The sequence below is a fragment of the Methylobacterium sp. CM6257 genome (assembly GCF_054611515.1).
Genome location: NZ_CM137735.1, coordinates 103171 through 124990, shown reverse-complemented (window position 1 = coordinate 124990; position 21820 = coordinate 103171). Strand labels below are relative to the sequence as shown.

At 65.3% G+C, this 21820-nt stretch carries 27 protein-coding genes; 6 read left to right on the top strand and 21 right to left on the bottom strand.

Annotation, left to right across the window (positions count from 1 at the left end; all coding sequences use genetic code 11):
- The 12 genes from ACYCO6_RS00655 to ACYCO6_RS00600 all read right to left on the bottom strand — a co-directional run bounded on the left by ACYCO6_RS00655 (window position 1) and on the right by ACYCO6_RS00600 (window position 9381).
- Window positions 1-798 carry a hypothetical protein gene (locus tag ACYCO6_RS00655; protein WP_459768433.1) on the bottom strand — a complete coding sequence of 266 codons (798 nt, stop codon included), beginning with the start codon at window positions 796-798 and terminating at the stop codon, window positions 1-3.
- A gap of 10 nt (window positions 799-808) precedes the next feature.
- Window positions 809-1105: a hypothetical protein gene (locus ACYCO6_RS00650; RefSeq protein ID WP_459768432.1), complete on the bottom strand. Its 297-nt coding sequence runs from the start codon at window positions 1103-1105 to the stop codon at window positions 809-811.
- The gene (locus ACYCO6_RS00645; RefSeq protein ID WP_459768431.1) at window positions 1098-1445 is read right to left on the bottom strand and encodes a hypothetical protein; all 348 of its coding nucleotides are present in this window, start codon (window positions 1443-1445) and stop codon (window positions 1098-1100) included. Before ACYCO6_RS00645 ends, ACYCO6_RS00650 begins: the two co-directional genes overlap by 8 nt.
- A gap of 39 nt (window positions 1446-1484) precedes the next feature.
- Window positions 1485-2111, bottom strand: a complete 627-nt coding sequence (locus ACYCO6_RS00640; RefSeq protein ID WP_459768430.1) for a head-tail connector protein — start codon at window positions 2109-2111, stop codon at window positions 1485-1487.
- A gap of 9 nt (window positions 2112-2120) precedes the next feature.
- Window positions 2121-2288 (bottom strand): hypothetical protein, encoded by a 168-nt coding sequence (locus ACYCO6_RS00635; protein WP_459768429.1) that lies wholly within the window; start codon window positions 2286-2288, stop codon window positions 2121-2123.
- Window positions 2288-2734, bottom strand: coding sequence for a hypothetical protein (locus ACYCO6_RS00630; protein WP_459768428.1), 447 nt, complete (start codon window positions 2732-2734; stop codon window positions 2288-2290). The genes ACYCO6_RS00635 and ACYCO6_RS00630 overlap by 1 nt, the downstream gene beginning before the upstream one ends.
- A 96-nt stretch (window positions 2735-2830) precedes the next feature.
- A complete protein-coding gene (locus ACYCO6_RS00625) occupies window positions 2831-4240 on the bottom strand; it encodes a phage major capsid protein (RefSeq protein WP_459768427.1) in 1410 nt (469 codons plus the stop codon).
- A gap of 91 nt (window positions 4241-4331) precedes the next feature.
- Window positions 4332-5390 carry an HK97 family phage prohead protease gene (locus ACYCO6_RS00620; RefSeq protein WP_459768426.1) on the bottom strand — a complete coding sequence of 353 codons (1059 nt, stop codon included), beginning with the start codon at window positions 5388-5390 and terminating at the stop codon, window positions 4332-4334.
- The gene (locus ACYCO6_RS00615) at window positions 5390-6814 is read right to left on the bottom strand and encodes a phage portal protein (protein WP_459768425.1); all 1425 of its coding nucleotides are present in this window, start codon (window positions 6812-6814) and stop codon (window positions 5390-5392) included. Before ACYCO6_RS00615 ends, ACYCO6_RS00620 begins: the two co-directional genes overlap by 1 nt.
- 2 nt (window positions 6815-6816) lie before the next feature.
- Window positions 6817-8535 carry a terminase large subunit gene (locus ACYCO6_RS00610; protein WP_459768424.1) on the bottom strand — a complete coding sequence of 573 codons (1719 nt, stop codon included), beginning with the start codon at window positions 8533-8535 and terminating at the stop codon, window positions 6817-6819.
- Between the two features lie 34 nt (window positions 8536-8569).
- Window positions 8570-8950 (bottom strand): hypothetical protein, encoded by a 381-nt coding sequence (locus ACYCO6_RS00605; protein WP_459768423.1) that lies wholly within the window; start codon window positions 8948-8950, stop codon window positions 8570-8572.
- A gap of 59 nt (window positions 8951-9009) precedes the next feature.
- Window positions 9010-9381, bottom strand: a complete 372-nt coding sequence (locus ACYCO6_RS00600) for an HNH endonuclease signature motif containing protein (protein WP_459768422.1) — start codon at window positions 9379-9381, stop codon at window positions 9010-9012.
- 614 nt (window positions 9382-9995) lie between these two features.
- Here ACYCO6_RS00600 and tnpC point away from each other — a divergent pair.
- A complete protein-coding gene (tnpC, locus tag ACYCO6_RS00595) occupies window positions 9996-11276 on the top strand; it encodes an IS66 family transposase (protein WP_459768421.1) in 1281 nt (426 codons plus the stop codon).
- 519 nt (window positions 11277-11795) lie between these two features.
- Here tnpC and ACYCO6_RS00590 read toward each other — a convergent pair.
- Window positions 11796-12056, bottom strand: coding sequence for a hypothetical protein (locus ACYCO6_RS00590; RefSeq protein WP_459768420.1), 261 nt, complete (start codon window positions 12054-12056; stop codon window positions 11796-11798).
- 312 nt (window positions 12057-12368) lie between these two features.
- On the opposite strand from ACYCO6_RS00590, the gene ACYCO6_RS00585 reads away from it, so the two are divergent.
- Window positions 12369-12497, top strand: a complete 129-nt coding sequence (locus ACYCO6_RS00585) for a hypothetical protein (protein ID WP_459768419.1) — start codon at window positions 12369-12371, stop codon at window positions 12495-12497.
- A 38-nt stretch (window positions 12498-12535) separates the two neighbouring features.
- Here ACYCO6_RS00585 and ACYCO6_RS00580 read toward each other — a convergent pair whose 3' ends face one another.
- The 3 genes from ACYCO6_RS00580 to ACYCO6_RS00570 form a co-directional block, all read right to left on the bottom strand.
- Window positions 12536-13984, bottom strand: a complete 1449-nt coding sequence (locus ACYCO6_RS00580) for a DUF1254 domain-containing protein (protein ID WP_459768418.1) — start codon at window positions 13982-13984, stop codon at window positions 12536-12538.
- A gap of 43 nt (window positions 13985-14027) precedes the next feature.
- The gene (locus tag ACYCO6_RS00575) at window positions 14028-14258 is read right to left on the bottom strand and encodes a hypothetical protein (RefSeq protein ID WP_459768417.1); all 231 of its coding nucleotides are present in this window, start codon (window positions 14256-14258) and stop codon (window positions 14028-14030) included.
- A gap of 284 nt (window positions 14259-14542) precedes the next feature.
- Window positions 14543-14779, bottom strand: coding sequence for a hypothetical protein (locus tag ACYCO6_RS00570; protein ID WP_459768416.1), 237 nt, complete (start codon window positions 14777-14779; stop codon window positions 14543-14545).
- Between the two features lie 61 nt (window positions 14780-14840).
- On the opposite strand from ACYCO6_RS00570, the gene ACYCO6_RS00565 reads away from it, so the two are divergent.
- From ACYCO6_RS00565 to ACYCO6_RS00555, 3 genes are all read left to right on the top strand, one after another.
- Entirely contained in the window at window positions 14841-15188 is a 348-nt protein-coding gene (locus ACYCO6_RS00565) for a hypothetical protein (protein WP_459768415.1), read from the top strand.
- A gap of 435 nt (window positions 15189-15623) precedes the next feature.
- Window positions 15624-15806: a hypothetical protein gene (locus tag ACYCO6_RS00560; protein WP_459768414.1), complete on the top strand. Its 183-nt coding sequence runs from the start codon at window positions 15624-15626 to the stop codon at window positions 15804-15806.
- A gap of 191 nt (window positions 15807-15997) precedes the next feature.
- Window positions 15998-16240, top strand: a complete 243-nt coding sequence (locus ACYCO6_RS00555) for a DUF6522 family protein (protein WP_459768413.1) — start codon at window positions 15998-16000, stop codon at window positions 16238-16240.
- A gap of 95 nt (window positions 16241-16335) precedes the next feature.
- On the opposite strand, the gene ACYCO6_RS00550 is transcribed toward ACYCO6_RS00555, so the two are convergent.
- Window positions 16336-16524 (bottom strand): hypothetical protein, encoded by a 189-nt coding sequence (locus ACYCO6_RS00550; RefSeq protein WP_459768412.1) that lies wholly within the window; start codon window positions 16522-16524, stop codon window positions 16336-16338.
- Between the two features lie 411 nt (window positions 16525-16935).
- Between ACYCO6_RS00550 and ACYCO6_RS00545 the strand changes: the two genes are divergently transcribed.
- On the top strand, window positions 16936-17136 hold the full coding sequence (locus ACYCO6_RS00545) for a hypothetical protein (RefSeq protein ID WP_459768411.1): 201 nt from the start codon (window positions 16936-16938) through the stop codon (window positions 17134-17136).
- A gap of 387 nt (window positions 17137-17523) precedes the next feature.
- Here ACYCO6_RS00545 and ACYCO6_RS00540 read toward each other — a convergent pair whose 3' ends face one another.
- The 4 genes from ACYCO6_RS00540 to ACYCO6_RS00525 form a co-directional block, all read right to left on the bottom strand.
- Window positions 17524-18129: a hypothetical protein gene (locus ACYCO6_RS00540; protein WP_459768410.1), complete on the bottom strand. Its 606-nt coding sequence runs from the start codon at window positions 18127-18129 to the stop codon at window positions 17524-17526.
- Window positions 18130-18303: 174 nt separating this feature from the next.
- Entirely contained in the window at window positions 18304-18846 is a 543-nt protein-coding gene (gene nusG, locus ACYCO6_RS00535) for a transcription termination/antitermination protein NusG (protein WP_459768409.1), read from the bottom strand.
- Window positions 18847-19098: 252 nt separating this feature from the next.
- The gene (locus ACYCO6_RS00530; RefSeq protein ID WP_459768408.1) at window positions 19099-20361 is read right to left on the bottom strand and encodes an HNH endonuclease; all 1263 of its coding nucleotides are present in this window, start codon (window positions 20359-20361) and stop codon (window positions 19099-19101) included.
- Window positions 20361-21815, bottom strand: coding sequence for a replicative DNA helicase (locus ACYCO6_RS00525; RefSeq protein ID WP_459768407.1), 1455 nt, complete (start codon window positions 21813-21815; stop codon window positions 20361-20363). The genes ACYCO6_RS00530 and ACYCO6_RS00525 overlap by 1 nt, the downstream gene beginning before the upstream one ends.
- Window positions 21816-21820 lie beyond the last annotated feature (5 nt).

Sequence of the window (21820 nt, the reverse complement as noted above, 5' to 3'; positions counted from 1 at the left end):
TTAGCCGATCACGGTGCAGCGGTAGAAGCCCGCAGCCGGCGCGCTCGGGAAGCTCAGCGTGATCGTGTTGGCGTCCTTGACCACGTAGTCGGGGATCACCTCCTCGCCCGTGCTGGCGATCTTCAGCGACACCACGAGGTCGTTGGTGACGCCGAGGGAGTGCACGAAGTCGATGGAGGTCAGCGTTCCATTGCCGACATTGCCGGAGACCTTGCGGGCGACCACGCTGGTGTCGATTGAGAAGCCCGACGCACCAACCGTGAGGCCGCCGCCTGAGGCTGCCACGCCTGTGATGTTCGCGCCGGAGACGGAGACACCATTCGAGCCGGTGTAGGTCTGACCACCGCCACCGAGCTGCCCCCAGGTGGTGGAGGTGGTGCCGATCGTGACCGCGGCGTCCGAGATGATCTGGAAGACCTTGTCGCCATTGGCCGTGCCCTCGGTGACGGTGACCGAGGTGCCCGGGTTCAGCTCGGTGCCGTTGTCGGCATCGTTGGCGCGCGCAAGCGCCGAACTGGCGCCGGACCAGACATAGATGCCGTTCTCGGCGCCGGCGGTCTGGTTCTTCAGCAGGATCCGGTCGTTGACGGCCAGGGTCACGCCGTCGAGCGAACTGCCGGGCGCGGACAGCGAGACGTTGCCCGTCGAGGCGGCGCGCACCGGCATCTTCCACGAGAGGCCGCGGGCGACGTTATCGACGTAGTTGCGGTTGGCCGCATCGGTCGAGGCCGACGGGTCGCCGACGTTCTGAATGCGCTGGCTCTGGAGATCCAGGCCGTTCGTGACCTTCTTCGTCATGGTCTAGTCCTCAGGCAAGCACAGCCGAGCCGGCGGTAGGTTGGGCGAAGGTCACGGTGACCGAGGAGGCGCTCGCCGCGATGTCGGCGAGGAGTTCGCCCCCGTCAGAGTCGAAGACCGACGTGATCGGCAGGCGGCCGAAGGCATGCGGGATCGTCCAAGTCGCGGCCGGCGTGGCCTGCGTGAAGACCTGTGCGCGGGCGGTGTCGCCTGAAGCCCCCCGAGGCCCCTGCTCGCCCGGCACCTCGACGATGATGACGGCGGGATCAGCCTCGATCTCGGCGACAATGACCTCTGGATCAGTCATCGCTGATGCTACCCTCGCCGATGACGAAGCCGCTGAGGATCGTGGACTGGTTGCTGGCGATCCGCCGCTCGATCTCGTATTGCGCGACGCGGCCGAGCGGGATCAGGCGGCTCTCCGCCAGGGTACGGACCCACAGCAGCCGGCCGGCATCCACGTCGTAGCTGAGGCCGCCGCCCGCGCTGGTGTCCTTGCGGATGAGCACCTTCGAGCCACGGCTGATGGTGAGCACGAACTCGGAGCCCGTGCCGTCGAAGACCGTGCCGTCCTTGTTCTGGAAGCGCCACGCCCGATCCGGCTTGTTCGTGCCGCGGCGGATCGTGATGTCGGCGGGAGAGCTCATCGGCGCCACGTCGCTCCGGTCGCAGCAGAAGAGGGGCGGTCACGAATGATCCGGGCTCACGCGGTACCGGCCCGCGAGCGCTCTCAGTCCGTATTCGACCTCGCGGGACAGTGGACCGCCGCGACCCGCAGGCTCGGCCACCTCGCGCGAGGCGTAGAAGTGCGCCGCCAGCATCTTGATCGCCTGCTTCAGCGGGCTTGGCACCAAGTCCGAGTCGCTCCATCCGGCGGAAAAGCGGATCCGGTACCGGCGCGGATCAATCACGCCGGGCTGCGGGGCAAACCCAGCCGTCGTGAGCCGTGCCACGGTGGCGAAGCCGTTGATCTGTGCGATCGTGAAGTCGCCGGCCGCGATGGCGACATAGTCAGCACCGGCCGCCCGCCCCTCGAACGACACGCTCGTGTCGTCGACCACTGGCCGAACCGGCAACTCAAGCACGGCATCAACGCGGCTTGTGCAGAGCTCGAAGCTCTCCTCAAGGAGGCAGTAGCCGTTCAGCCAGCCATCAGGGCCGTGCAGGAAGTCGAAGGCGGCGGCGATGTAGCCCGTGAAGAGCTGATCCTCGTCGTTGTGCCGCACGCGCGCCTGCGCCTTCGCCTCTTCGAGCGACACGACCGCCAGCTTCTGCTCGAGCGTCAGCGGGGCTGAGATCAGGCGCAGGTCCACGAGGCCGCCTCACTTCGTCTCGTAGCCACGCGCAGCGCCTGGCCGCGCCATCTTGTCGGCCGGCGGCCGCGTGATGGTCTTCGGCCGCTGGCGCTCGGCGCGGTAGCGGGTGATCTCCGCATCGGACGAGCCGGTCTGGCGCGGGGTTTCCGCGCCATCCTTGCGATCGCCAGCCATCAGCGGGTGACGGTCTGCTGCGAGGTGAGCCCGTTCGGACCAGCGCCGCCGATCCCGGCCGCCGCCGCGCGCCGAGCGAGCTCGTCCTGGATCACCTTGTCCGCCTGATCGGCAGTCAGGCTGGCATCACTGCCGGTGATTTTCTTGGCGAGAGCGATGCGCTGGAGGTGATGATCGTCCTCCCAGGTCTCCGGGATCTCGATAGCACCCTTGCGCTCGACCTCGGGATCGATCTGCGCTTGCTGCTGCGCCGGCCTGGCGTTGAGCTTCGCGGTCGGCTCGGCCAAGCCCTCGCTATACCAGCGGAGCGCTGTGTAGGGCTCGGCGCCGCGGATGTCGCCGACGCGCTCGGTGATGGTCGGCACCAGGAACGACATCGGCACGAGGCCGGTGTCCGCGTTCTTGAGCTTCTCGAAATCCTCGACCGTGGCCACGTTCTTCGCCATGTCCGTCGTCCTCGTGATGATGCGATGGTCGGCGAAGACGTCGCCGCGGCGTGCCGCGCGCCAGCCGGAACCGGCGCGCGGCTATGCGGTCGGCGTTCAGCCGGCGACGGTGGACGGCGAGCCCGCGCGGACGTGGGTCAGCCGGACGGCAGCCTTGGGCTGGTCCAGAGCCACGTCGTGCTGCATCTCGCAGAGGATGGCGCTCATGTTCTGCTGCCAGAGCAGGACGAGCGTGCCGCCGTCGTCGATGGTCGCCTCGGTGGAGGTCTTCATCGTCATGCCCTCCTCCTCGGCGAAGAGGACATGGCCGAAGTCGACGAGGCCTAGATCGCCCTCGTCGGTGTTGGTGCCACCGTTCTCGGCGAACTGGTTGGACACCAGGATGCGGATCCCCTTCCAGCGCGGGTTCACCGGATCGTCCACGCCGGGATAGATCTGGTTGCCGTTCCCGTCGCGGAGGTCGGCGAGGTACTGCATGAAGCGGTACCCCATGGTCCACCGCCACGTGTCGGACCGGACGATGTTCGCGCCGGTGAGCGCCAGCATCATGCGCGAGGCGACCCGGTCGAGTTCAGCGACGGTCGGCGCCCGGTTGTTGGCGAAGAGCCCCGTGCCCGAGCCGTCAAGGACGGTGATGCCGTCCTGATTGAAGATGCCGGTCGGCGTGGCTCCGGCTCCGGTACCGAAGTACATGGCCGAGTCCATCTTCAGGCCCATGACCCGCTGCAGGTCGCTGCGGACGTAGTCCTCCAGCCGGCCGATGGTCCACTTGGCCGCTTCGTTGGTCATGTAGACGATGCCGGCCAGCTTATGGCTCCGCATGTCGATGTCGTCGAAGGTCGGCGCACCGACCGGCTTCTTCGCGCCCTCACCGACGTAGGCTGCGGTCGCCGAGCCGACGCCACGCGCCTGCCGGTATACGCCGCCGATCAGCTGCACGCGACGCGGGTTGCCCTGGAGGAAGGTCGCCGCCGGATAGAGGATCGGAATGATCTCTTCGGCGACCGGCTGCGGTAGCAGCACCCTGCTCGACACGTTGGAGGCGAGCCCGGCCTTGAAACGCTGCTCGCGCGCCTTGGCGTCGAATTCCTTGAGCACCTCGCCATAGCCTTCCTGCTTAAGCAGGTCGACCGCGCTGACCCGCTCGCCGGAGCCGCTCTCCTGCGACTGCTTGTTGAGGATGGCGGCCTTCACCTGGGCGGCGATCGGCAGCAGTGGCTTCTGGGCGTCCTTCACCTGCTTGGCCGGGGCCGCATAGGGAAGACGCTCGCCGCCCTGACCGCCGCCGGCGGGGGCATCGGCTGCCTTCGAGGTCGAGCCCTCGATGGCCTCGTCCGCCTCGGCAATCGTGATCAGCCGGTCCAGAGCCTTCAGGGCGTTCACACCGGCCTCGTAGGCGTTCACCGCCTCGTCCGTCGCATCAGCAGCGAAAGCGGCCGTCTTGAGCGCCTGGAGAGCGATGCGCTTGGCCTTCCGCTCTTCACGCAGTTCCTGCAGAGTCTTCATCACTTCGCTCCGTAAGACATGCCTGGAGAGCAGCCCCGCAGCCGCGGGCCTCCAGGTTTCAGATGCTGGCTGCGGGGATGGGGTTGAGCGCTCAGGCGCTCAGGCGCGCCTCGACGTCGGCGTGCCGCTCGGCAGCCGCGTTGCGGCGCTCGATGCGGTCGTGCAGCGCGGCGAGCGCCGGCAGATCCTTGGTGATGTCGTCCTTGAGCTTCTGCTCAGGCGTCGGCTCGGGGGCGGGCTTCTTGCCGCCACCACCCGGCTCGGGATCGGCCTCGCCAGTTTTGCCCTTCAGACCGAGCGCGTGGGCGAGGCGCGCCAGCACGCCCGGCTCCTTCTCGATCGCCGCGGTGATGCGCTCTGCCTCGCTCGGGTCGACCGGCGCCAGGATCGGGGCGCCGTCGGGGCCAGCCTTGGCCTCGAAGGTTTTGCCGCCGAACACAACTGTGGTGCGCTCGGCGGTGGCCTGCCGATGCGCGTCCTCGAAGGCCTTGCGTGGCACCAGTACGCCCTTCTCGATCGACCAGGTGTCGAGCACCTCCTCGATCATCTCGCGAGACAGGACATCACCACCTTCCGCCGCCTTCGCGAGCGCCGCCGGGTTCGCCGGGATCGTGCACGGGGAGCACTCGTATAGGTCGGCCGCGTGGATGATGTAGCCCGGGTAGTAGTAGTCCGCGCTGTCATCCACCTCACGGCGCTCGATCTCTTTCGGCATGAAGCCGATGGAGCAGGCGCACAGGCTACCGGCATCGAAGTGACCCGCGACGCGCTGCGCCATCGGGTCAGACATGGTGAGGGTCAGCGTGCCCTCGGTCCGCTTCGGCCGTCCGGTCAGGGTCTTGGTCAGGTCTGACCACTTGCCGATCGGCGGATCTCCGGCGCGGTGAGCCCACGGTGCGACCGGGTTCTTCTCGAATTCGGCGGTGTCGAGCCCGGCCTGGATCACGATGTCCCGGTCGCGATCCTCGACCTCGGCCGACATGACGAAGCGCATCGTGCCGGCGTCCTTGTCGAACTTGGCGCGCTTCTCCTCCGGCACCCTGGCCGCCTTGATGATCACTCCGGAATCCCGGGCGAAGTGCTTGCGCTCCACGCCGCCGTAGCCGCGCGAGCCGAGATATTCGTCGATTGAGACGCGCTTGGTGGCCATCAGGCTACTCCTGCGGAATGGACGAGCCGCGGGCCCGTCTTGCCAGCGTTGTTGTCGGGGCTCTCGCTCTCACCGGCGCCGGGTTGCGTCGGGTTCTGTCCCGTCCCAGCCCGGACGACTTCCCCGTTGGCGTCGACCAGGCTCATGTTGACCGGCACCGTGCGCTGGTCGCCGCCCTTCTTCAGCGGGTTGAGCCGGAACGGCATCACCTCGCGACCCTCGTCGAAGGTCATCAGGCCAGTGCCCATGCCCGCCTTGACCAGCTTCTCGATCGTGTCCGGATCGTTCGACATCAGCGCAGAGCGATCAAACTGCAGGCTGAAGCGAGGCCACTCGTCCCGCGGCAGCGAGTGATTCCGGAACTTGGTTTCGACGTTGACGGCCAGCGGCATCAGGCAGTCGTTCACGTACTGCCGGTTCATCGCCGACATGTTGTTGTAGGCGACAGCCTCGAGCGCGTAGATCCGGTGCGGCGGCACATCCATCAGGCCGCAGATCCGCATCACCGCCTGGGTGAAGCTGTCCTTGCTCTGGGCGTCCACCGAGTTGATCGCAACCGGCTTCGCTGTGAGACCCGCCTCCAGCAAAATTGCTTCACCGCTGCTGTTCGCCTTGCGGGCAGCCTCGCGAAGTTGATCCTTCAGCCGGCGGAAAGCCGCTTCGCCCTGATCGGAATTCGGAAAACCCTCCTTGGTCTCAAAGACCAGCGGCTGCTTGCCGTCGTTGCCGAAAAGCTTGGTCTGATAGCGGCCGATGGCGGACAGCAGATCGAGGTTCGGCGACCCGAGCAGCACGTTCGACAGACCGTTGACGCCGTCGAGGAGCCGACCGCGCAGGTGGATCATCTCGTGCTCGGGCACGATCAGATAGGTCTCACCGAGGGCCGCGCGCTCGTATTCCGTGGCAGCCACGATCTCGTAGAAGATGTTGCCCTTGTCGCTGACGCGCATCCGGGCCCGGCCCGGCATGATCGGGATGTACTCCTCGATCGTGTCCTCACGGTCGCGCGGGGTGTAGACGTAGGCGTTCTGCGCGACCTCCAGGTGGAGCACGACCATCCGCCAGAACTCCGGCCACGTCATTGCCGTGTCGTTCGGCTTGGTCATCAGGTGATAGGCGAGCTCGCCCTTCACCGGCTCGACCATCTGCCAGCCGCGGCCGTTGCGCCGCCACTGCAGCAGCTCGGCCTTCGAGATGTCCCGGGCCTTCACGTCGGCGCACTGAATCAGCAGGGCCAAGCCGAGCGCGCTACCGTGATAATAACCAGCGCCGACGCCGAGGAAGCCGAGATCGTCCCAGCCGCGATCGTACATCTCGCGGGCAATGGCCTCACGCGGATCCTTCGCCGGTCCGGAGTAGACGAGCTGCCCCGCCTCATCCGATTTGGCGATGACCGCCCACATCTCGGCTTCGGTCTGCGCCATGTTCAGAATCCGATCAGCCCACGTTCCATGTAGATCGACGGCTTTTCGACCTTCACGCCGGCCGGGACGCTGCCGCTTTCGTGCGCCAGACGGGCCGCGTTCGCGTTGATCGCCGCGTCGAAGCCGTCGATCGATGCCTTCGAGCCGGGCTTAGCCTTCTTGGGCAGCACGTTGTCGTTCGCATCCCAGTGTCCGACGACGTTGCCGGCCATCCAGGAGGTGACCGGGTTGGCGTCGTGCTGAAGCCGGGCCGGATCCTCGTGACGGGTCACGAGATCGTCGGTCGACCGGGTGATGTGCGAGGCCGTCTTCGAGACCGAGTAGACGGTGTGTCCGCGCTCCTCGATGGCGCCCGCCAGAAAGTCCGCTTGGAAGCGATCGACCCCGAACGCCGCAACGTTGTGGCCCTCGATCAGGGCCAGGATGTCGGCCAGGATGGTCGGGTGGTGGACGTGGCTCCCGCGCGTCGTCGTTAGGTAGCCGGCCCGTTCCCAGGCCATGAACTGATCAGCGTACCGGTCGTCCTTGAACCGCGGGGAGCGCTCCGGCAGCCAGTACCGAAACACCGCATAGAGCGTGTCGCCAACCTCGATGATGAAGGCGGCCGCGTTCAGATCCGAGGCGCTGGCGAGATCGACCCCGACGAACATCGGGTAGCCCTTCAGCGCATTGAGCGTCAGCCGCGGGTCTCCGCAGGCGTCCCAACGCTCGGTCGAGAACAGGTTGCCGGCGGCCCGCGACCAGAGGTTCAGCCGGGTCCGCTTGTACTCCTGAAGCTTCGCCTCGCTCTTGCGAGCCTCGCGCTCCTCGGTCTCGATGGAGGTCGGGTTCAGCGAGATCCCGTAGAGCGGGTTGAGCTTCTCGACGACGGCCGGATCGAAGCGACGCTCCTCGTCCTCCTTGTCGCCCGCGTACATGGCAACGAACACGCGATCCGCCCGCAGCTTGCCTTCGAGCACCTGCTGGTCCGACTTCCAGCCGTCGAAGGCCGGGCCCGTGGCATCGCGGCCGGCCGTCGAGATGCCGAGCCACAGCGGCTGCTGGCGGGCGCCCTGTGCGCTCTTCAGCACGCCAATCACGTCTTGGTTTTGCGCGTGCACCTCTTCCGCCAACACCACGTGCGGGTTCAGTCCGTCGAGATTGGGCGCTCGACCCGCAAGCAGCTTCAGCTCGGCGCCGGTGCGCCGGAACTTGATCGTCTCCGTCGTGTCCTTGGCCATCAGCCACGACTTGAGCTCCGGCTCCTTCTCCAACGTCTGCCGGATCGCGAGGTACGGGATATCGGCCTGCTTCTCAGACCCGGCAGCCACACACCCCTCAGCGCCCGGCTCGTCCTCGTAATTGAGGCAGTAGAGCACGATCCCGACCGAGAGCGCCGTCTTGGCGTTCTTCCGCGGGACCCAGAAGGCCACCTCGCGGACCCAGCGCCGGCCCGTGTCCCGCTCGCGGAATCCGAAGGTCGCAACCAACCACCAGCATTGCACCGGCTCCAGCGTGATCGTGCCGGCGAACCCTTTGATGTGCGGCAGCGTCTCGATGAATGCGCAGGGGTCGTTGGCCCGATCCGCGTCGAAGATGAACGCGCTGCTCGGCTTCTTCGCCTCCTGCAGCATGTGGAGGAAGCGGTGGCAGCCGAGCCGTTCCCAGCGGCAGGCCACCACCGCTCCCTGTACGACGGCCTGGGCGTACCATTCCGCCATGCCGACGTAGTCGGGGATCAATTCTCCCTTGAGATCGACCCGTGCGAACCGCTCGTCAGCGACGGCCCGAGAAACCGAAGCGCGCGAACCGGTTGACGGGCGCCTCTTTCGGCGCGCTGATCGGCTTGTCGATGTCATCGAGCTTCAGCCGGGCGAGCGCCTTCTGGAGGTTCGTGTACCAGGACGCCCGCGGGGTCAGGCCCTCGGCGGAGATCCGCTGGATCTGATCGAAGCAGCTCGCGTAGGCGGAGAGCGCGATGTGCATGTCCTTCGACAGCCGCCCCGCGTTCCAGATCAGTCGTCCGGTGCTGTCGTATTCCGCCCGGGCCGCATCGGTCTGGAGCGGCAGTGCGCACGGCGGGAAAGCATGGAAGCCCGGATGCGCCAGAACCGCGGGATCGCCCTGGCCTACCTGCGCGAGTGATGGCTTCGGCATGGCATCAGGATCGACATACGATCCTCCCATCACGGCGTGGAAGGCAGAGAGCCTTCAGGCTACCGGAAACGCGCCGGGCGAGCCGTCGGATCATCACACCAGAGCGGGAGTTTGTCGATCGCGCCAATCTGCCGGGCGAACCGCTCCATCTCGCCCTTCACACCGTGGTGCATCACACACAGTCCCCACCGATTGTCCGGCTCGAACATCGCGCCGCCGTCCACGATGGGGTGCTTATGATCAACGAGCTTCGCGAAGGTCAGCTGGCCGTTCTGTTCGCACCAGGCACAGAACGGATAGCGGCGCCTATGCTCCGCCGAGATCCTGCGCCAGCGGTGATCGTAGCCCCGCTCCGTCGCCGACGTGCGCTCATAACGCTTCGACAGGATCTTAGTCGGGCGAGAGCCGCGACCGCGCAGAGGCTGGGGCACCTAGTAGTCCAATTCCGGCGCTTGATACCCGTGGTGAAGGGCTTCTTGCGACACTAAGCAGAGCCTCACGATGTCTGCAGCATGGCATTCCGGCTTTCCGGTCTGCTATGATTGGTTCGGTCGAGAAAGTTCGTTTTGGATGGTCTTAGCGAACACCCAAAACAGACCGATGGCTATGGTTCGCCCGTACCATAGCCAAACCGAGCCATACTGATCGGCTGCTATCGGTGGTTTTGCGACGGTCTGCATGCCAGTGGGGGTAAGACGAGCAGACGCTGCTGTCGGGTCCGCTGGCGACTTAGGCAACCAATCTGGCCAGTTCGAATGTGAACTTCTGAAGCGAGACGTGAAGGCGGCCTGATAGCTGCCTTGAGAGAAATTCTCAAGCCGCTTCTATGTATTATTTCGGTAATTTATCGTTTATTGGAGCGCATTGCTTGTCGTTTTTCCTCAACACAACGTATAAAAGCCATGTTGCCACCCGCATTGTTATTCGAGCGTATCAGTCTTCCCTGAGAGTCAATCGGAATACCTAATTCACTTGCGCATTTTTGGCAGGCTGGGTAATTACCCAGGCCCTTGCGCGGGTGGGATTTCGCTGATTCCCTTGTGAGATGGGCCGCAGCGAACTGGAGCGGCTGAGCCGCGAGGAGCTGATCGAGCTGGTGCTGCGGCTGCAGCGGCCAGAGAAGACCTCGCGCACCTCGTCCAAGCCGCCCGCGACCGATCGCAAGGAGCAGCGCGCGCAGTCCAAGCCCGGCGGCGCCAAGCCCGGTCACGAGGGTCACAGCCGGGTGCTGAGCACCGATCCCGATACGATCGTCGAGCATCGTCCCTTGGCGTGCGCGTGCTGCGGTGGCCGCCTGCACGACGCACTTCCGGCAGAGATCGTCAGCGTCTGCGAGCAGATCGAGCTGCCTGAGGTGGCGCCGATCGTGACGCAGCACCGCCGGCTCGCGGTCCGTTGCCCGAGCTGTGGGGAGCGGGTCGTCGCACCGGTGCCGGAAGCGGCGCGCGGCACGCCGTTCGGTCCGCGGCTGCATGCGGTGGCGACGTACCTGAAGACCTTTCAGGCGCTCTCCTACGAACGGCTGCAGGCGGCACTCTCCGACCTGTTTGGCCTGACGCTCAGCCAGGGCGGGCTGATGAACCTGCTCCGCCGCGCGCAAGGCTGCTTCCGTCCGGGTCGTGACGCGGCCATCGCAGCTCTGCGCAAGGCCGAGGTTGTCGCCTGCGACGAGACCGGCGTGCGCATCGAGGGCTCCACCGCCTACCACTGGCTGTTCCACTCGGCGCAAGCCGTGGTGCACACCGCCTCCCCGACGCGCGGCGCCGTCGTGGTGCACGAGATGATGGACGGGCATCGGCCCGCGGTGTGGATCTCCGACCGCTACACCGCCCAACAGGGCCATGCGGATGAGCACCAGACCTGCCTGGCGCATCTGGCCCGCGACGTCGCCTACGTCGTCGAGGTCAGCGACGATCCCGTCCCCTGGCGCCTGCAACTCTGGTTGCAGAGCGTGTTCGCCCTGGCCGAGCGCGTCACCGACTTGGCCGCCGCGACGCTCTCGGCCAAGCGCAGGACCTTGGATCGGCAGCTCGGTGCCATCCTCGCCACGTCGAGCCGCTGTGACCTGACCCGCGATCTCCAGGCCAAGATCAGCCGCGCCCGCGATCAGCTCCTGGTCTTCCTCGCCTACCCTGGAAAGGTCGAGCCAACCAACAACGGCTCCGAGCGGCTCCTGCGTCCGGCCGTCGTGCAGCGGAAGGTCACCAACGGCTATCGCGCCATGTGGGCGGCTGAGGGCGAGGCCGCCATTCGCACCGTCGTCGACACCGCGCGCCTGAGCGGTGCCAATCCATTCGGCACCATCCTCAAAACTGTCGGCGCCTGAACCCTGCCATCAAACGCCTGGGTAATTACCAGGCTGGCCCACATTGCTGTGCGTTAGCAGGAAATGAAAATCCGATCAGGGCCAAGACAAGAAGAAGATTTGCAAGTTTCATCAAAAACTCCCAATCATCAGCAAAACAGCGAGTGTAAAGATCCACAAAATCCGTCCTACGTCTAGTGCCAACGATCAGAGATCATCGGCGACGGGGACATTCGGCCACAAGCTTACAGCGAAATTTGGCTACGACCGAAAGAGCCGAGTGCAGCCGGTGCGGTTTGCTGAGCATCTAACAAGCCAGCTCTGACAGCGGCTCCCAACGCTGAGCCGATCTTAGGTGCCCGACATGGATCGAGAGCGGCCGCAAACAGCGGTCCGCTAAAGGCGCACCCATAGCGAACCGCCGGTGCCGGTCTTCATCCGCATACCCAAAGCGTACCGCATAGACCGGCTGCTTTGGGTTGCCAGTGCCGTCCCCCTCGTTCGGCTTCATGCTGAAAATCGCTTTAGCTGCTACCTCAGTCAGTCTGCGCTGGGGGCATTGGCCATCTTCTCCCAATCGCCTAAATCTGCCTTATCTTTCTTATAGCTGACAGTAAGCGCAGAAATAAGTATAGGGTCTACAACACGCGAGCCATCTACGTTTGTAAAACTATTATCTTTATGGCGAAGATAAGTAATTCCATCGTGCTTGAATGTGTAGGGCTTGTTGCGCCCCCAAAGATAGAAACCAACTACGATCAAGACGATCGCACCCACGATGATACCAGTAACCCAGTCCATACGTCGCCCCTCTTGTCCTCAACAGGGCGACTCTGACATGGCGTATTGCGAGATGAAAGTATCGGATGGGTTCTCATAGCTGAACTGGTGCATTGATATCACACCCATAGCGAGCCGCCCGCGCCGGTCTTTGTCCGCATACCCAAACCGAACCATGCGCATCGGCTGGTAGGGGGCTGCAACGGGTGAGGAGCCGACCTTCGGCGAGGCGGTCACAACGGACTGCATCACCGTCGAAGGCGGACGTTCGCGACCTGGGCGTTATGGAGCCGGTGGGCGCTTTTCTCTATCCCGGTCTCGGCGAGCGTGCGGGTGCTGCGCGAGTTCGACACGAAGAACCGCTTCGAGGGCACCGCCACTTGGCTGACCGTCGCCGCGCCCCTCTGCGTCGCGCCGCCGAAGCCCGCGCCCGAGCCCAAGGTGATCGTGGCGAAGAACTGAGACCCAGCAACCGACCCGGACGGTTCCAGCCAGGCGGCTTAGAGCGTGGCGCTCGTGCTGCGCGTGACCGGCGGCAGCGTCCAGGAGCCGTTCAGCAGGGCGGCTTTCGGCCAGTAGGTGCGCAGCATCAAAACGAACGGTCCTTTCGGGGCCGGTAGCCAGTTGGACTCGTGTTGCGCACCGGGGCTCTCGGCCTGGATGAAGAGGTCGATCGAGCCGTCCGGGTTGGCCTTGAGGTTGTCGCGCGGGCTGACGGAGTAGCGGTTGATCGAGTTCTCGACGAAGAAATAATCCGCGTCGTACATCGTCAACGACCAGAAACCGTTGACGGGCGGCAGCTCACCGTCCGGGAAGCGCATCACGTATTTCGAGGTGCCGTTCAACCGCTGGCCCGCGGCGTCGACTGTGGTCAGTGGGTAGACCGCGTCCTGCGGCAGGTTGCAGCCGAGCCCCACGGCGGTGACGAGGGCGCGCTGCAGGTAGTCCTTGCCGTAATCGCCGCCATTGGTCGTGAAGGTCCAGCCGTTCACATGCTCGCCGGCCGACTTCAGGTGCCCCATGATGCGGGGAATGGCCTCCTTCGGCGCCTGCTCGATGGCCGCCCGGATGGCGGACGGCTGGCTTGCCGGATCGAAGGGCTGGCCGGGGACGATGCCGAGCGAGGCCATCTTGGCGACCGCCACCCCGTCCGCGAGCGCGGGCGGGTTGTCCCTCATCAGAGCGGCCAGCAGGTTGAAGTAGGCCGCCGCATCCATGCGGTTGACCTGCTCGCGCACGGCCGTCTTCGTGTCGATGTTCGGATCGACCCGCCCGGCCGGCGGCGTGTACGGCTTGCCGGCCGCACTCGCCGGGATGAGTCGGTACTGGTCCTGAAGCGCGTGCACGGCCTTGTAGTCCTCGGGCGTGCCCGTGCAGTAGGTCCGGCCGAGGATCCAGATCAGGTTGGTCGGCGCCTGGATGAGCTTGGCCCCGGAGGGCACGCTGCCGCTCCAGCCGGGTCCGGCGAGGAAATAGGTCTGCGGCCCGGTTCCGGTCGTGCGCTTGCCCGGCACGGCGAAAACGTTCGTCCAGGCGCTGAGCATCGGCATGAGGTAGTAGCGCCCATTCTCCTCCGGGATGCTGAGGATGTGAGGCTCCCGGCCGACATCGACGAAGGCGCTGGAGTACAGCGTGTCCGCGTTGGGGGCCGTGACGGCCCGGAACTTCGCGTCGGGATACTCCCGCAGGTTGGCGAACTGACCCATCGGGGCGTTCTTGCCCTCGGGCGCGGCGACGTTGGTGAGCACGCGACGGGTCATCTCCATGGTGACGAGCGGGTAGCCGTAGATGTAGGCGTCGGTCGCCAGCTCCAGCGGATCGGCCACCGCGCCGTTGCCGATGATCGGCGCGTCCTGGGCGGTGCTCTGCGCCCGGGCGAGGGATAGGCCAGGGCCGACGAACGGGATCGTAGCGGCGCCTGCGGCGAAGACGCGTCTGGTGACATTCATGACCGCCTCCGTGGGTGTCCAGCCGATACGGGTTGCTATGACATCACCAGCGGCGGTAGCGCCGAACGCCGACTGCCCGCGGCCCGTAGTACCCGCGCCGGACGACTCCTACCGCCCGCGGGCCATAGATCCCGCGCCGAACACCAACTGCGCCACGGGGACCGACGCAGCCGGCCCGGTAGACACCGCGAGCGCAGACGACGGCATTCGCCTCGGTTGGGATGTATGCGAGCAGGCCGGCGAAGAAGCCGAGAGCGACCAGAACGTGCTTCATGACGAGCCCTCCGCGGGTTGTTGGCCCAGCGACATCGAGGGCACTAAACCGAATCACGACCGTCGCTACGGTACCCTGCTGCTGCAAAGCAGCTTGATCATTTGGGACAACGTAAGTGGACCGCCTCGGGCCTAAATGCGCCGTGGGGCTGACGTTCCAATAGGGCTTGCCCTTGCGGAACGCTCCAGTTCGAAGCAGCCACAAACAGCGGTCTGCTAAAGGCGCACTCGTAGCGAACCGGCGGTACTGGTCTTCATCCGCATACCCAAACTGGACCATTAAGATCACACCAACTGCGGCTCTCCTGGCTTGAGCTGCATCCGCTTCGCCATCTCGCGCGACAGGCCGCCGACGATGCCCACTTCAGCCTCTGGCTCTACCACGAGGGCCACAGCCTCTAAGGCTTCATCAGGTGTGCCGGTCAGGACGACATAGACCCGGTCAGGCCTGGCCTTCGAGGCGACAGACACGAGGCGGGCGTGGCGTTTCGGCTGCTGCATTCCCATTCCCTCGGCGGCCAATCGTTGATCCGCTGCCGGCCAACACGCTGAACTCTCTGACGTTTCCGTGGTTCAGTACGGTATGAGCGGTACCGACGACCCCTTCACCAACGAGCAGCTTACCGAGTTGGCTCTGATGCAGGCGGAGAGCGCAGCGCAAACCGGACAGGCCCTGACGGCGACGGCACATCAGGCCATTGCGGGATTGGTGATGAACGCGCTTTTGCTGCACGAGCTGGAACGTCTCGGCCTCGTGGATCACGATGCCCTGAGGGAAGACGCTGTTCAGCGGGCTCGATCGATCCAACCGCCGGAGGTGGGGGCCAGCGTCGCCCGGGTCATCAAGACCATCTTCGACGGCGAGGCGCCTGCCGCATCGGAGGCAGACCTCTCCAGCGTCAACGGCGGCCGGACGGACGCAAAGCACTGACGCCGCTAAGGCGCTGGGGCCTAATCTGGCGCTCCAATGGAGCTTACCCGTATCGAACTGACTGTGCGGGTATCCATTCGGATACCCAAACCAGACCAACCGCTGCTGGCTTTAACGTCTGGTTCCGGCCACAGCGCAGAAGCCCGCTCACCACCCGTTGCGGACCCCGCAAGTAAGTACCAAGCGTCAATCCGACCACTCGAAATCCGCTTAGCCAATTTTTTTTCGCGGCGTTTCTCGGAATTTGGTTTCCCATGCGGTTGCTGCTCCCCTGATCGCGATTTTTAATCGGACCTCCCTATCCCTTCACGGGAGAGGGGGTTGGGGGCGCTCCTGTCTGCTTGTGAGCCCGCGCCTTTGCCTTTCGAGCGTGCCGACAAATGGTTCGCTCAGACCGAATAGGCTACGGTGCGCCCCTCAACCGGAGGCGGAATCGTGGCCGAAGAGAAGCCTCTGATCAAAGCGCACATCGCGGAGGATCATAATTCGGTGCGCCTTATATTCCCGGGGATTCCGGCGGGCAGCCGGTCGATGAACCTGAGCGTCGACGAGCTCACTAAGCTGATCGAAGAGTTAGAGCGTGTCAGAACGACCATGGTTTCCAACAAGCCGAGTTGAACTCGATTACCGGCGTAGGCCCTCTCCGACCTGAACCACCCCTCGGCATCAGCGGCCGTCCTGAGGCTTCCTGGGCGGCGAGCATGGCGCGCATGCGAGTGCCTGGGCCCTCCCGCTCGGATCTTCACCCGCTCCGTGCTACCGTCGATCTCAGCCCCGCACCTGCTGCCGAGCTGATGGAGGCCTGCTCCATGAGGCTCATCTTTGGACATCTGGGCGATTGGATCGTCGACCCCCGCGAGTTGGCCTCGCGGCTCGGTGTGAGCGCCGACGACCTCAAGCGCATGGAACGGGACGGGTGCCTTCACGCTCGAATCAAATCCGGCAGCGATGAGGGCACGGATTTCACCCGCGTGACCGTCCACCTGCTCAACCGAGGCTGGCGCGGCACCTTCGACCAGAGCGGTGCGCTCATCAGCGAGGAAATGTGGTGAGGCTGCTGCCCCGGATTCCCCAGATCCGGAGAGCGTGAGATCGGGCCGCGGCGCCAACCTCAACGGGCTGAAAAACCAGCCGGTCGCCCGACCGCTCAGTGCCCGAACAGGGCGAAGACGACCGCGACCAGCATGCCGCCAGCGAGCGGCGTGAACAGCGCCAGGATCGAGATCAGGACGATGAGCGTGATGGCGGCGTTCTCCCGCCGCTTGGCATCCGGGTTGGGCCGCCGCGGCGGCTCCGAGCGAGGGGGGATGGATCGATCCTCGGGCGGGACGAACATCAGCGCCTCTTAAAAGCGCGTGCCTTGGTCCAGGGCTAACACCATACGCGAGCGATTGGGTCATCACCGCGACGATCTCCCGCGTCTCGGCGCAAGAGGTCGAGCCGAAACTGCCATGCGCGGCCGCGGCCATCCTGAAGCTTCCCGCACGGCTAGCGTGAAGCGCGTCACAGACGCGATCCCACTCCCGCGGCAAGGTTTCGTTAACCAAGCCGGTCTCCTCTGGAGAGGCGATTCGAATCGACAGCTTCGCAGCGACGGAGACGAGCGATGGATCAGCAATACGGCGACGACCACGAAGACCGTCAGCAGATGGAGTGAGGTGCCCTGCTGCTCGTCGAGCGCGTCTGAGGCGGCGCGCGATTGAGCCATGTAGTTGCGGCCGGAGCGCCGCGCCGGCATAGCTCGGCCATGACGACTGACGTGCCGCACCCCTATTCGATCACTATCGAGCCCCTGAAGAAGCCAGACGGCCAGTTTGGCTGGGCACTGCGGAAGCACGGCAAGTTGGCCGAACGCTCGGACCGGTCATTCCTGACGGAGGAGAAGGCCTTCGAGAACGCCATGCGGGCGATCGAGGCCGACATGAAGCCGAAGCCGAACTTTCGCTGACGGCGCAGTTCGTTGGCCGGATCACAGGACACTCACAGCTTGGGCGGCCAACAGCCAGATTTTGAAATCTGGGCCGTATCATTTATCCCTCGGCGTGGCCGCTGATTCGGCCACTACCTGAGGAGTTTGGATGACGTTAGACATGCAGCCGGATCGCTTTGTTGCGTCAATCGCCGCTGTCTCAGACCAGACACAATCAGAACAACTAGAACCGTCTCCCGGTAAGACATACGAGTGCGAAGCAAAGACTTCTGAGAAGCCAACACCACTTGCGAAGCCAACCAATGCCTTCGAGGGCTTTGGGTCGTTCTCTGGCTGACGCTCAAGCAGGCCTGCTGCGGCTGCGTTGAACGCTGCAGTGGGCCGACACACCAGGATCATCCGCGCCTACCACCGCCTCGACGCCATCGCGGCCTTGATCCGGTTCGGGAAGGCCCGCGCCACCTCGCGCCGCATGACCATGTCGAAGTCGGGATGGAACGGCACCACGCCCTTGATCGGGGCGCTGGGCTTCAGCGTGTAGAGCAGCTTCAGCTTCCGGTGCTTCTTCCCACCCGTGACTTGGTAGATCACGTCGCCCTTGCGGAAGGTGTTGGGTGCGGTGCCGGGCCTCAGGATCTTCGGGACGCCCCGGCCGGAACGACGGGCCAGCACCTTGCGATCTGGGATCGCGATCTTGGACTTGCTCGGCCGCTTCACGCCGCCCTTCTCGTGAAGGACGAGGTGTCCCCGGTTGCCGGCCCGTGTGCCCTCGCTGGTGACCGCACCGGTGAGCCTGCCCTTGTTGGCTCGCTCTACCCTGAGCGCATTGCGGAGGAAGTTCGTGTCACGCACCGAGACGTGGGCAGGCCACGTGTGGGTGATCAGATGGTCTCGGGCGGCCAACAACCCGTCGTTCAGCGACTGGCTCAGGGCGAACGGGATCTGATCCTGTAGAGCGCCGATGCTCGAGGCCGCCCGCTCAAAGCCGCCCATGTCGAACTGAACGGGCATGGACAGAAGCTCAGCTGACGTTGGGGCAGATTCCAGGCTGGCCATGTCTCGCGTGGGCAATTGGTCCCGACGCTGACACGTGACCCGGTAGCTCCGGCAGGCGCACCCTCAAACGAGCGCAGCTCACAATCCGGCCGTCCACGGGCAGGATAGATTCAGAGCCGATTCGCCGAGTCAAGCGGCCTGCGGTTTGTCGAGCTGATCAGGTGTGAATTCCACGGGCGTCTTGCGGCCGAAAATGCTGACGTCGGCACGCACGATTCCGTTGCTGAGCACTTCCTGCACCTCGGCAAAGAACGACATGAAGGGGCCATTCAAGACCCGGCGCATCTCACCGGCCTCAAACAGCGCAGCTTCCTTCCGGCGCCTTGCCCGCTCAGTCTCGTCGATGCCGGCGATCCGATCCGCCAGCGCCTGCAGGACATGCCCAGGAATCTCCAGCGGCTCACGTGAACCGAGCACGTCGATCACGTGCCGGCTGTCAAACAGTGGCTCGGTCCAGCGCACGGCATGCCGCTGCTTGTCGAGGCCGACGAACAGGTACGAGGCGAAGAAGATCGCTTGGGTATCGACCTTGCGGCCGCGGCGGACCACCGTGACCCGGTACCGGGGCAACCACCAGTCCATGGCCAGATCCTTGAACTCCTCGGCGGCCATGGCCTCGTGGAGCGGCAGGGTATGCACGACGAACCACGTCAGGCTTTGATCGATCACCACGTGCTCGCTCCGAATTCGAGATCCGTTCGTCCCGCGCTTCTTGCCCACGCTACGTCCCTCTCGATCCGCACCCGGCCCGCGCCGGCTCGCCCCCCCCCTCTCCCGCCGCAGGAGAGGGGCCGTTTGTCGCGGCGCAGGAGCGCAGCACCTCCGCAGCCCTGGCAGCCAGAGCCTTGGTCGCCTCGCGATGCCGTTGGTCCCAGAGCAGTGCGGCGCCGGACTTCGGCGCAGGACGGGTTGCGGAGCGGCCCATCAGGCGGCCTCGCCGATGATCAGCCGGGACGGGATCTTGCAGCCCGGGCGCCCCGGGGCCGGCCCGAACAGGTGCTCGACCCAAGCCCCGGTCTCGCGCTGCTTGGCGAGCGCCATCCGCAGCACCGTCTCGGTGTAGGCGCCGAAGGGCGAGCCGAGGTCGATCTTCTCCTCGTCCGGCACCGGTGCGGCGGGCACGGCTGACAGGCCCTCCGCCGTCCTGGCGCTGCGCTGCGCGGCGACCCGCTCGGCGACGGTGTTGGCCAGCAGCGACCACGTCCGGATGGGCGTCCGGCGTGTCCCGAGATCGAGCAGGGCTGGGATGATCTCGCGTTCGAGGTCGACGCCATCGGCCTCCAGCCGGGCCATCGGGCTGACGACGAGGTCCTGGACCCAGTTCTTGGGCAGCACCTCGCGGCATCGGCGCTCGACCCGGTCGAAGTTCTCCCGGCTGTTCCAGGCCGGCGGCGGCGCGGCGGCGACGATTTCCGCAATCGGAGCGGCCCCGGCCTGATGGCGGGTCGGCGCCTCGTGCGCGGGTACGCGCGGGTGTGAGCTGCCGCCGCCGGGTTTATCTCCATTCCCTTCCTTTCCATTCCCTTCCTTTCCAGACGGAGTGTTCCGGAGCTTTCCGGAGTTCCCGGGAAAGAAGTCGTGCGGATCTCCATCGCCGCGCGAGCGATTGCAGGATCTGCATGAAAGGACGAGGTTTTTTCCCTCCGTGGATCCTCCGGAGGCCTCCGGAGTAAAATGATCTAACTCAAGGCCGGAGAACGCCACCCAATAGCTGGGCTTCCCGTCCGACCGCTTCGGCCAGTAGATCGAGCCTGGCGCACCGCAGAAGTAGCACTCCGCCGGATGGTTCTCGTCGCCTGGGATGCACCCGTATTTCTGCGCCACCTGACGCCTCGCAGCGACAGGGATGCTCGACTTCCGGTATCGATCCAGAGGAAGCTTAGACTTCGCCTTGTGCGAGATGACTTGGTGCCGACCGAACCCCGGGATCACCAGCACCACCGACCCATCGTCGCCGTACCAGCGTTCGACGAGCTCCGCCGCTACCAGCACGTCTAGGGCAAGCTCCATGTCGACCGGGTCGCCTGGCATGATCTGCATGCGCAAGCGATCAGGCTCATCCTTCACGCGGCCGTCGTCGTCCGCGAAGTTCCAAAGGCCAATGAAGACGAGCCTCGCCGTGAAGGGCAGTTGGACGATCTTCTCGTCCGTCCAGAACTCCGGCTTGATCGTGCGAATCCGAGCCATCAGACGGGCCCCCGTGCGGACTGAGCGATGCAGGAGGAGGCCGCGTCGCACCACAGATTGAGCGTGGTGGCGGGCCCCGAGCGGTTCTTGCCGAGGATCATCTCAAGGCTGTTCTGACAGGTGATCAGGCGCGCCCCGATCTCGGCATCACCAGTCGCCTTGAACTTGCGTTCGAGGTAGTAGGCCTCGCGGTAGAGGAAGATCACCGTGTCGGCGTCCTGCTCCAGCTCGCCGGAGTCGCGCAGGTCCGCGAGCGCCGGACGGCGATCGCTGCGGCCCTCAGCCTCGACCTGGCGGTTGAGCTGGGTCAGCAGGACGACGCAGACGTCCTCGGCCTTCGCGAGTTGCTTGAGCGAGCCGGAGATTTCGCCGATCTCCAGCACGCGATTGCCCTGGTAGCGGTCCGATGCCTTGATGTATTTCAGGTAGTCGATGAACACGACGCCGAGGCGCACGCCGAGCTTCTCCAGGCGGCGTTTCTCCTGCTTCACCGCAAAGGCGATCTGCGCGACGCTCACCGAGGGCTCGCACTCGACCTTGAGGTGCAGCCGGTCGAGGCGCTTCGCAGCGTCCTCCAGCCGCCAGACCTCCTCGTCGTCGAGATCGACGCCGGCCATGATCTTGCCGAACGGCAGCGGCCGGTTGTGCACGTAGGAGAGGTCGGCGAGGTACCGGGCCCACTGCTGATCCCGGGTCACCTCGCACTGGAAGACGATCACCCCGGCATCCCGGGCGGCGAGGCGCGACAGCGACGTGAGCGCGATCGTCTTTCCCATGCCTGGCCGAGCTGCCAGGAGGTAGAGCTGCCCGCGCTGGAAGCCGCCGTTCGTGGCCCGGTCGAGATCCGGGATGCCAGACGGGACGGCCGTGGATTCGAGGAGCCCTGACCGAAGCCCGGCGATGCGCTCCAGCATCCAGGCGGTGCCCTGCGCGGCCGTCTGCCCGGCGAGATGGGCCTGCGGGACGATGGCGCGGACGTCGAGCAGCGCCTGCTCGGTGTCGTCGATGATAGACTGGGCCAGCGTGCCCGGGATCGAGGTCCGGGCCTTCTCCGCAAGCGTGTCGGCAATGGCGAGGAGCGCGCGGCGGCTGGCCAGATCGCGCACGACCTGCGCGTAACCAACCGCATCCCAGTTCAGCAGCTCGGCGGTGCAGGCGGTGAGATAGGCGATCGCAGGCCGGTCGCCGATGTTGGGATGCTTCAGGTAGCTCTTGATCGCGATCGGCGTCGGCGAGCTGCCGGCGGCGATGAGCGCCTCGATGATCGCGAACACCTCCCGATGATCAGCGAAGTAGAAGTGCTCCGGTTGGAGGATCTGCGAGACGGCCGGCACATGCTCCGGCTTCATCATCAGGATGCCGAGCAGGGCCTGCTCAGCCTCGGTGTTGTGAGGCGAGACGCCGGAGGCCTCGGGTTGGCGCAGCGGATAGATGTTGTCGGAATCGGCGCGCATGCGGG

What these genes read in the sequence shown, in the direction of transcription:
- ACYCO6_RS00655 (WP_459768433.1), bottom strand. Translation starts at nt 798, where the DNA reads ATGACGAAGAAGGTCACGAACGGCCTGGATCTCCAGAGCCAGCGCATT.
- ACYCO6_RS00650 (WP_459768432.1), bottom strand. Translation starts at nt 1,105, where the DNA reads ATGACTGATCCAGAGGTCATTGTCGCCGAGATCGAGGCTGATCCCGCC.
- ACYCO6_RS00645 (WP_459768431.1), bottom strand. Translation starts at nt 1,445, where the DNA reads ATGAGCTCTCCCGCCGACATCACGATCCGCCGCGGCACGAACAAGCCG.
- ACYCO6_RS00635 (WP_459768429.1), bottom strand. Translation starts at nt 2,288, where the DNA reads ATGGCTGGCGATCGCAAGGATGGCGCGGAAACCCCGCGCCAGACCGGC.
- ACYCO6_RS00630 (WP_459768428.1), bottom strand. Translation starts at nt 2,734, where the DNA reads ATGGCGAAGAACGTGGCCACGGTCGAGGATTTCGAGAAGCTCAAGAAC.
- ACYCO6_RS00625 (WP_459768427.1), bottom strand. Translation starts at nt 4,240, where the DNA reads ATGAAGACTCTGCAGGAACTGCGTGAAGAGCGGAAGGCCAAGCGCATC.
- ACYCO6_RS00620 (WP_459768426.1), bottom strand. Translation starts at nt 5,390, where the DNA reads ATGGCCACCAAGCGCGTCTCAATCGACGAATATCTCGGCTCGCGCGGC.
- ACYCO6_RS00615 (WP_459768425.1), bottom strand. Translation starts at nt 6,814, where the DNA reads ATGGCGCAGACCGAAGCCGAGATGTGGGCGGTCATCGCCAAATCGGAT.
- ACYCO6_RS00605 (WP_459768423.1), bottom strand. Translation starts at nt 8,950, where the DNA reads ATGCCGAAGCCATCACTCGCGCAGGTAGGCCAGGGCGATCCCGCGGTT.
- tnpC (WP_459768421.1), top strand. Translation starts at nt 9,996, where the DNA reads ATGGGCCGCAGCGAACTGGAGCGGCTGAGCCGCGAGGAGCTGATCGAG.
- ACYCO6_RS00590 (WP_459768420.1), bottom strand. Translation starts at nt 12,056, where the DNA reads ATGGACTGGGTTACTGGTATCATCGTGGGTGCGATCGTCTTGATCGTA.
- ACYCO6_RS00580 (WP_459768418.1), bottom strand. Translation starts at nt 13,984, where the DNA reads ATGAATGTCACCAGACGCGTCTTCGCCGCAGGCGCCGCTACGATCCCG.
- ACYCO6_RS00575 (WP_459768417.1), bottom strand. Translation starts at nt 14,258, where the DNA reads ATGAAGCACGTTCTGGTCGCTCTCGGCTTCTTCGCCGGCCTGCTCGCA.
- ACYCO6_RS00565 (WP_459768415.1), top strand. Translation starts at nt 14,841, where the DNA reads ATGAGCGGTACCGACGACCCCTTCACCAACGAGCAGCTTACCGAGTTG.
- ACYCO6_RS00555 (WP_459768413.1), top strand. Translation starts at nt 15,998, where the DNA reads ATGAGGCTCATCTTTGGACATCTGGGCGATTGGATCGTCGACCCCCGC.
- ACYCO6_RS00550 (WP_459768412.1), bottom strand. Translation starts at nt 16,524, where the DNA reads ATGTTCGTCCCGCCCGAGGATCGATCCATCCCCCCTCGCTCGGAGCCG.
- ACYCO6_RS00545 (WP_459768411.1), top strand. Translation starts at nt 16,936, where the DNA reads ATGACGACTGACGTGCCGCACCCCTATTCGATCACTATCGAGCCCCTG.
- ACYCO6_RS00540 (WP_459768410.1), bottom strand. Translation starts at nt 18,129, where the DNA reads ATGCCCGTTCAGTTCGACATGGGCGGCTTTGAGCGGGCGGCCTCGAGC.
- ACYCO6_RS00530 (WP_459768408.1), bottom strand. Translation starts at nt 20,361, where the DNA reads ATGGCTCGGATTCGCACGATCAAGCCGGAGTTCTGGACGGACGAGAAG.
- ACYCO6_RS00525 (WP_459768407.1), bottom strand. Translation starts at nt 21,815, where the DNA reads ATGCGCGCCGATTCCGACAACATCTATCCGCTGCGCCAACCCGAGGCC.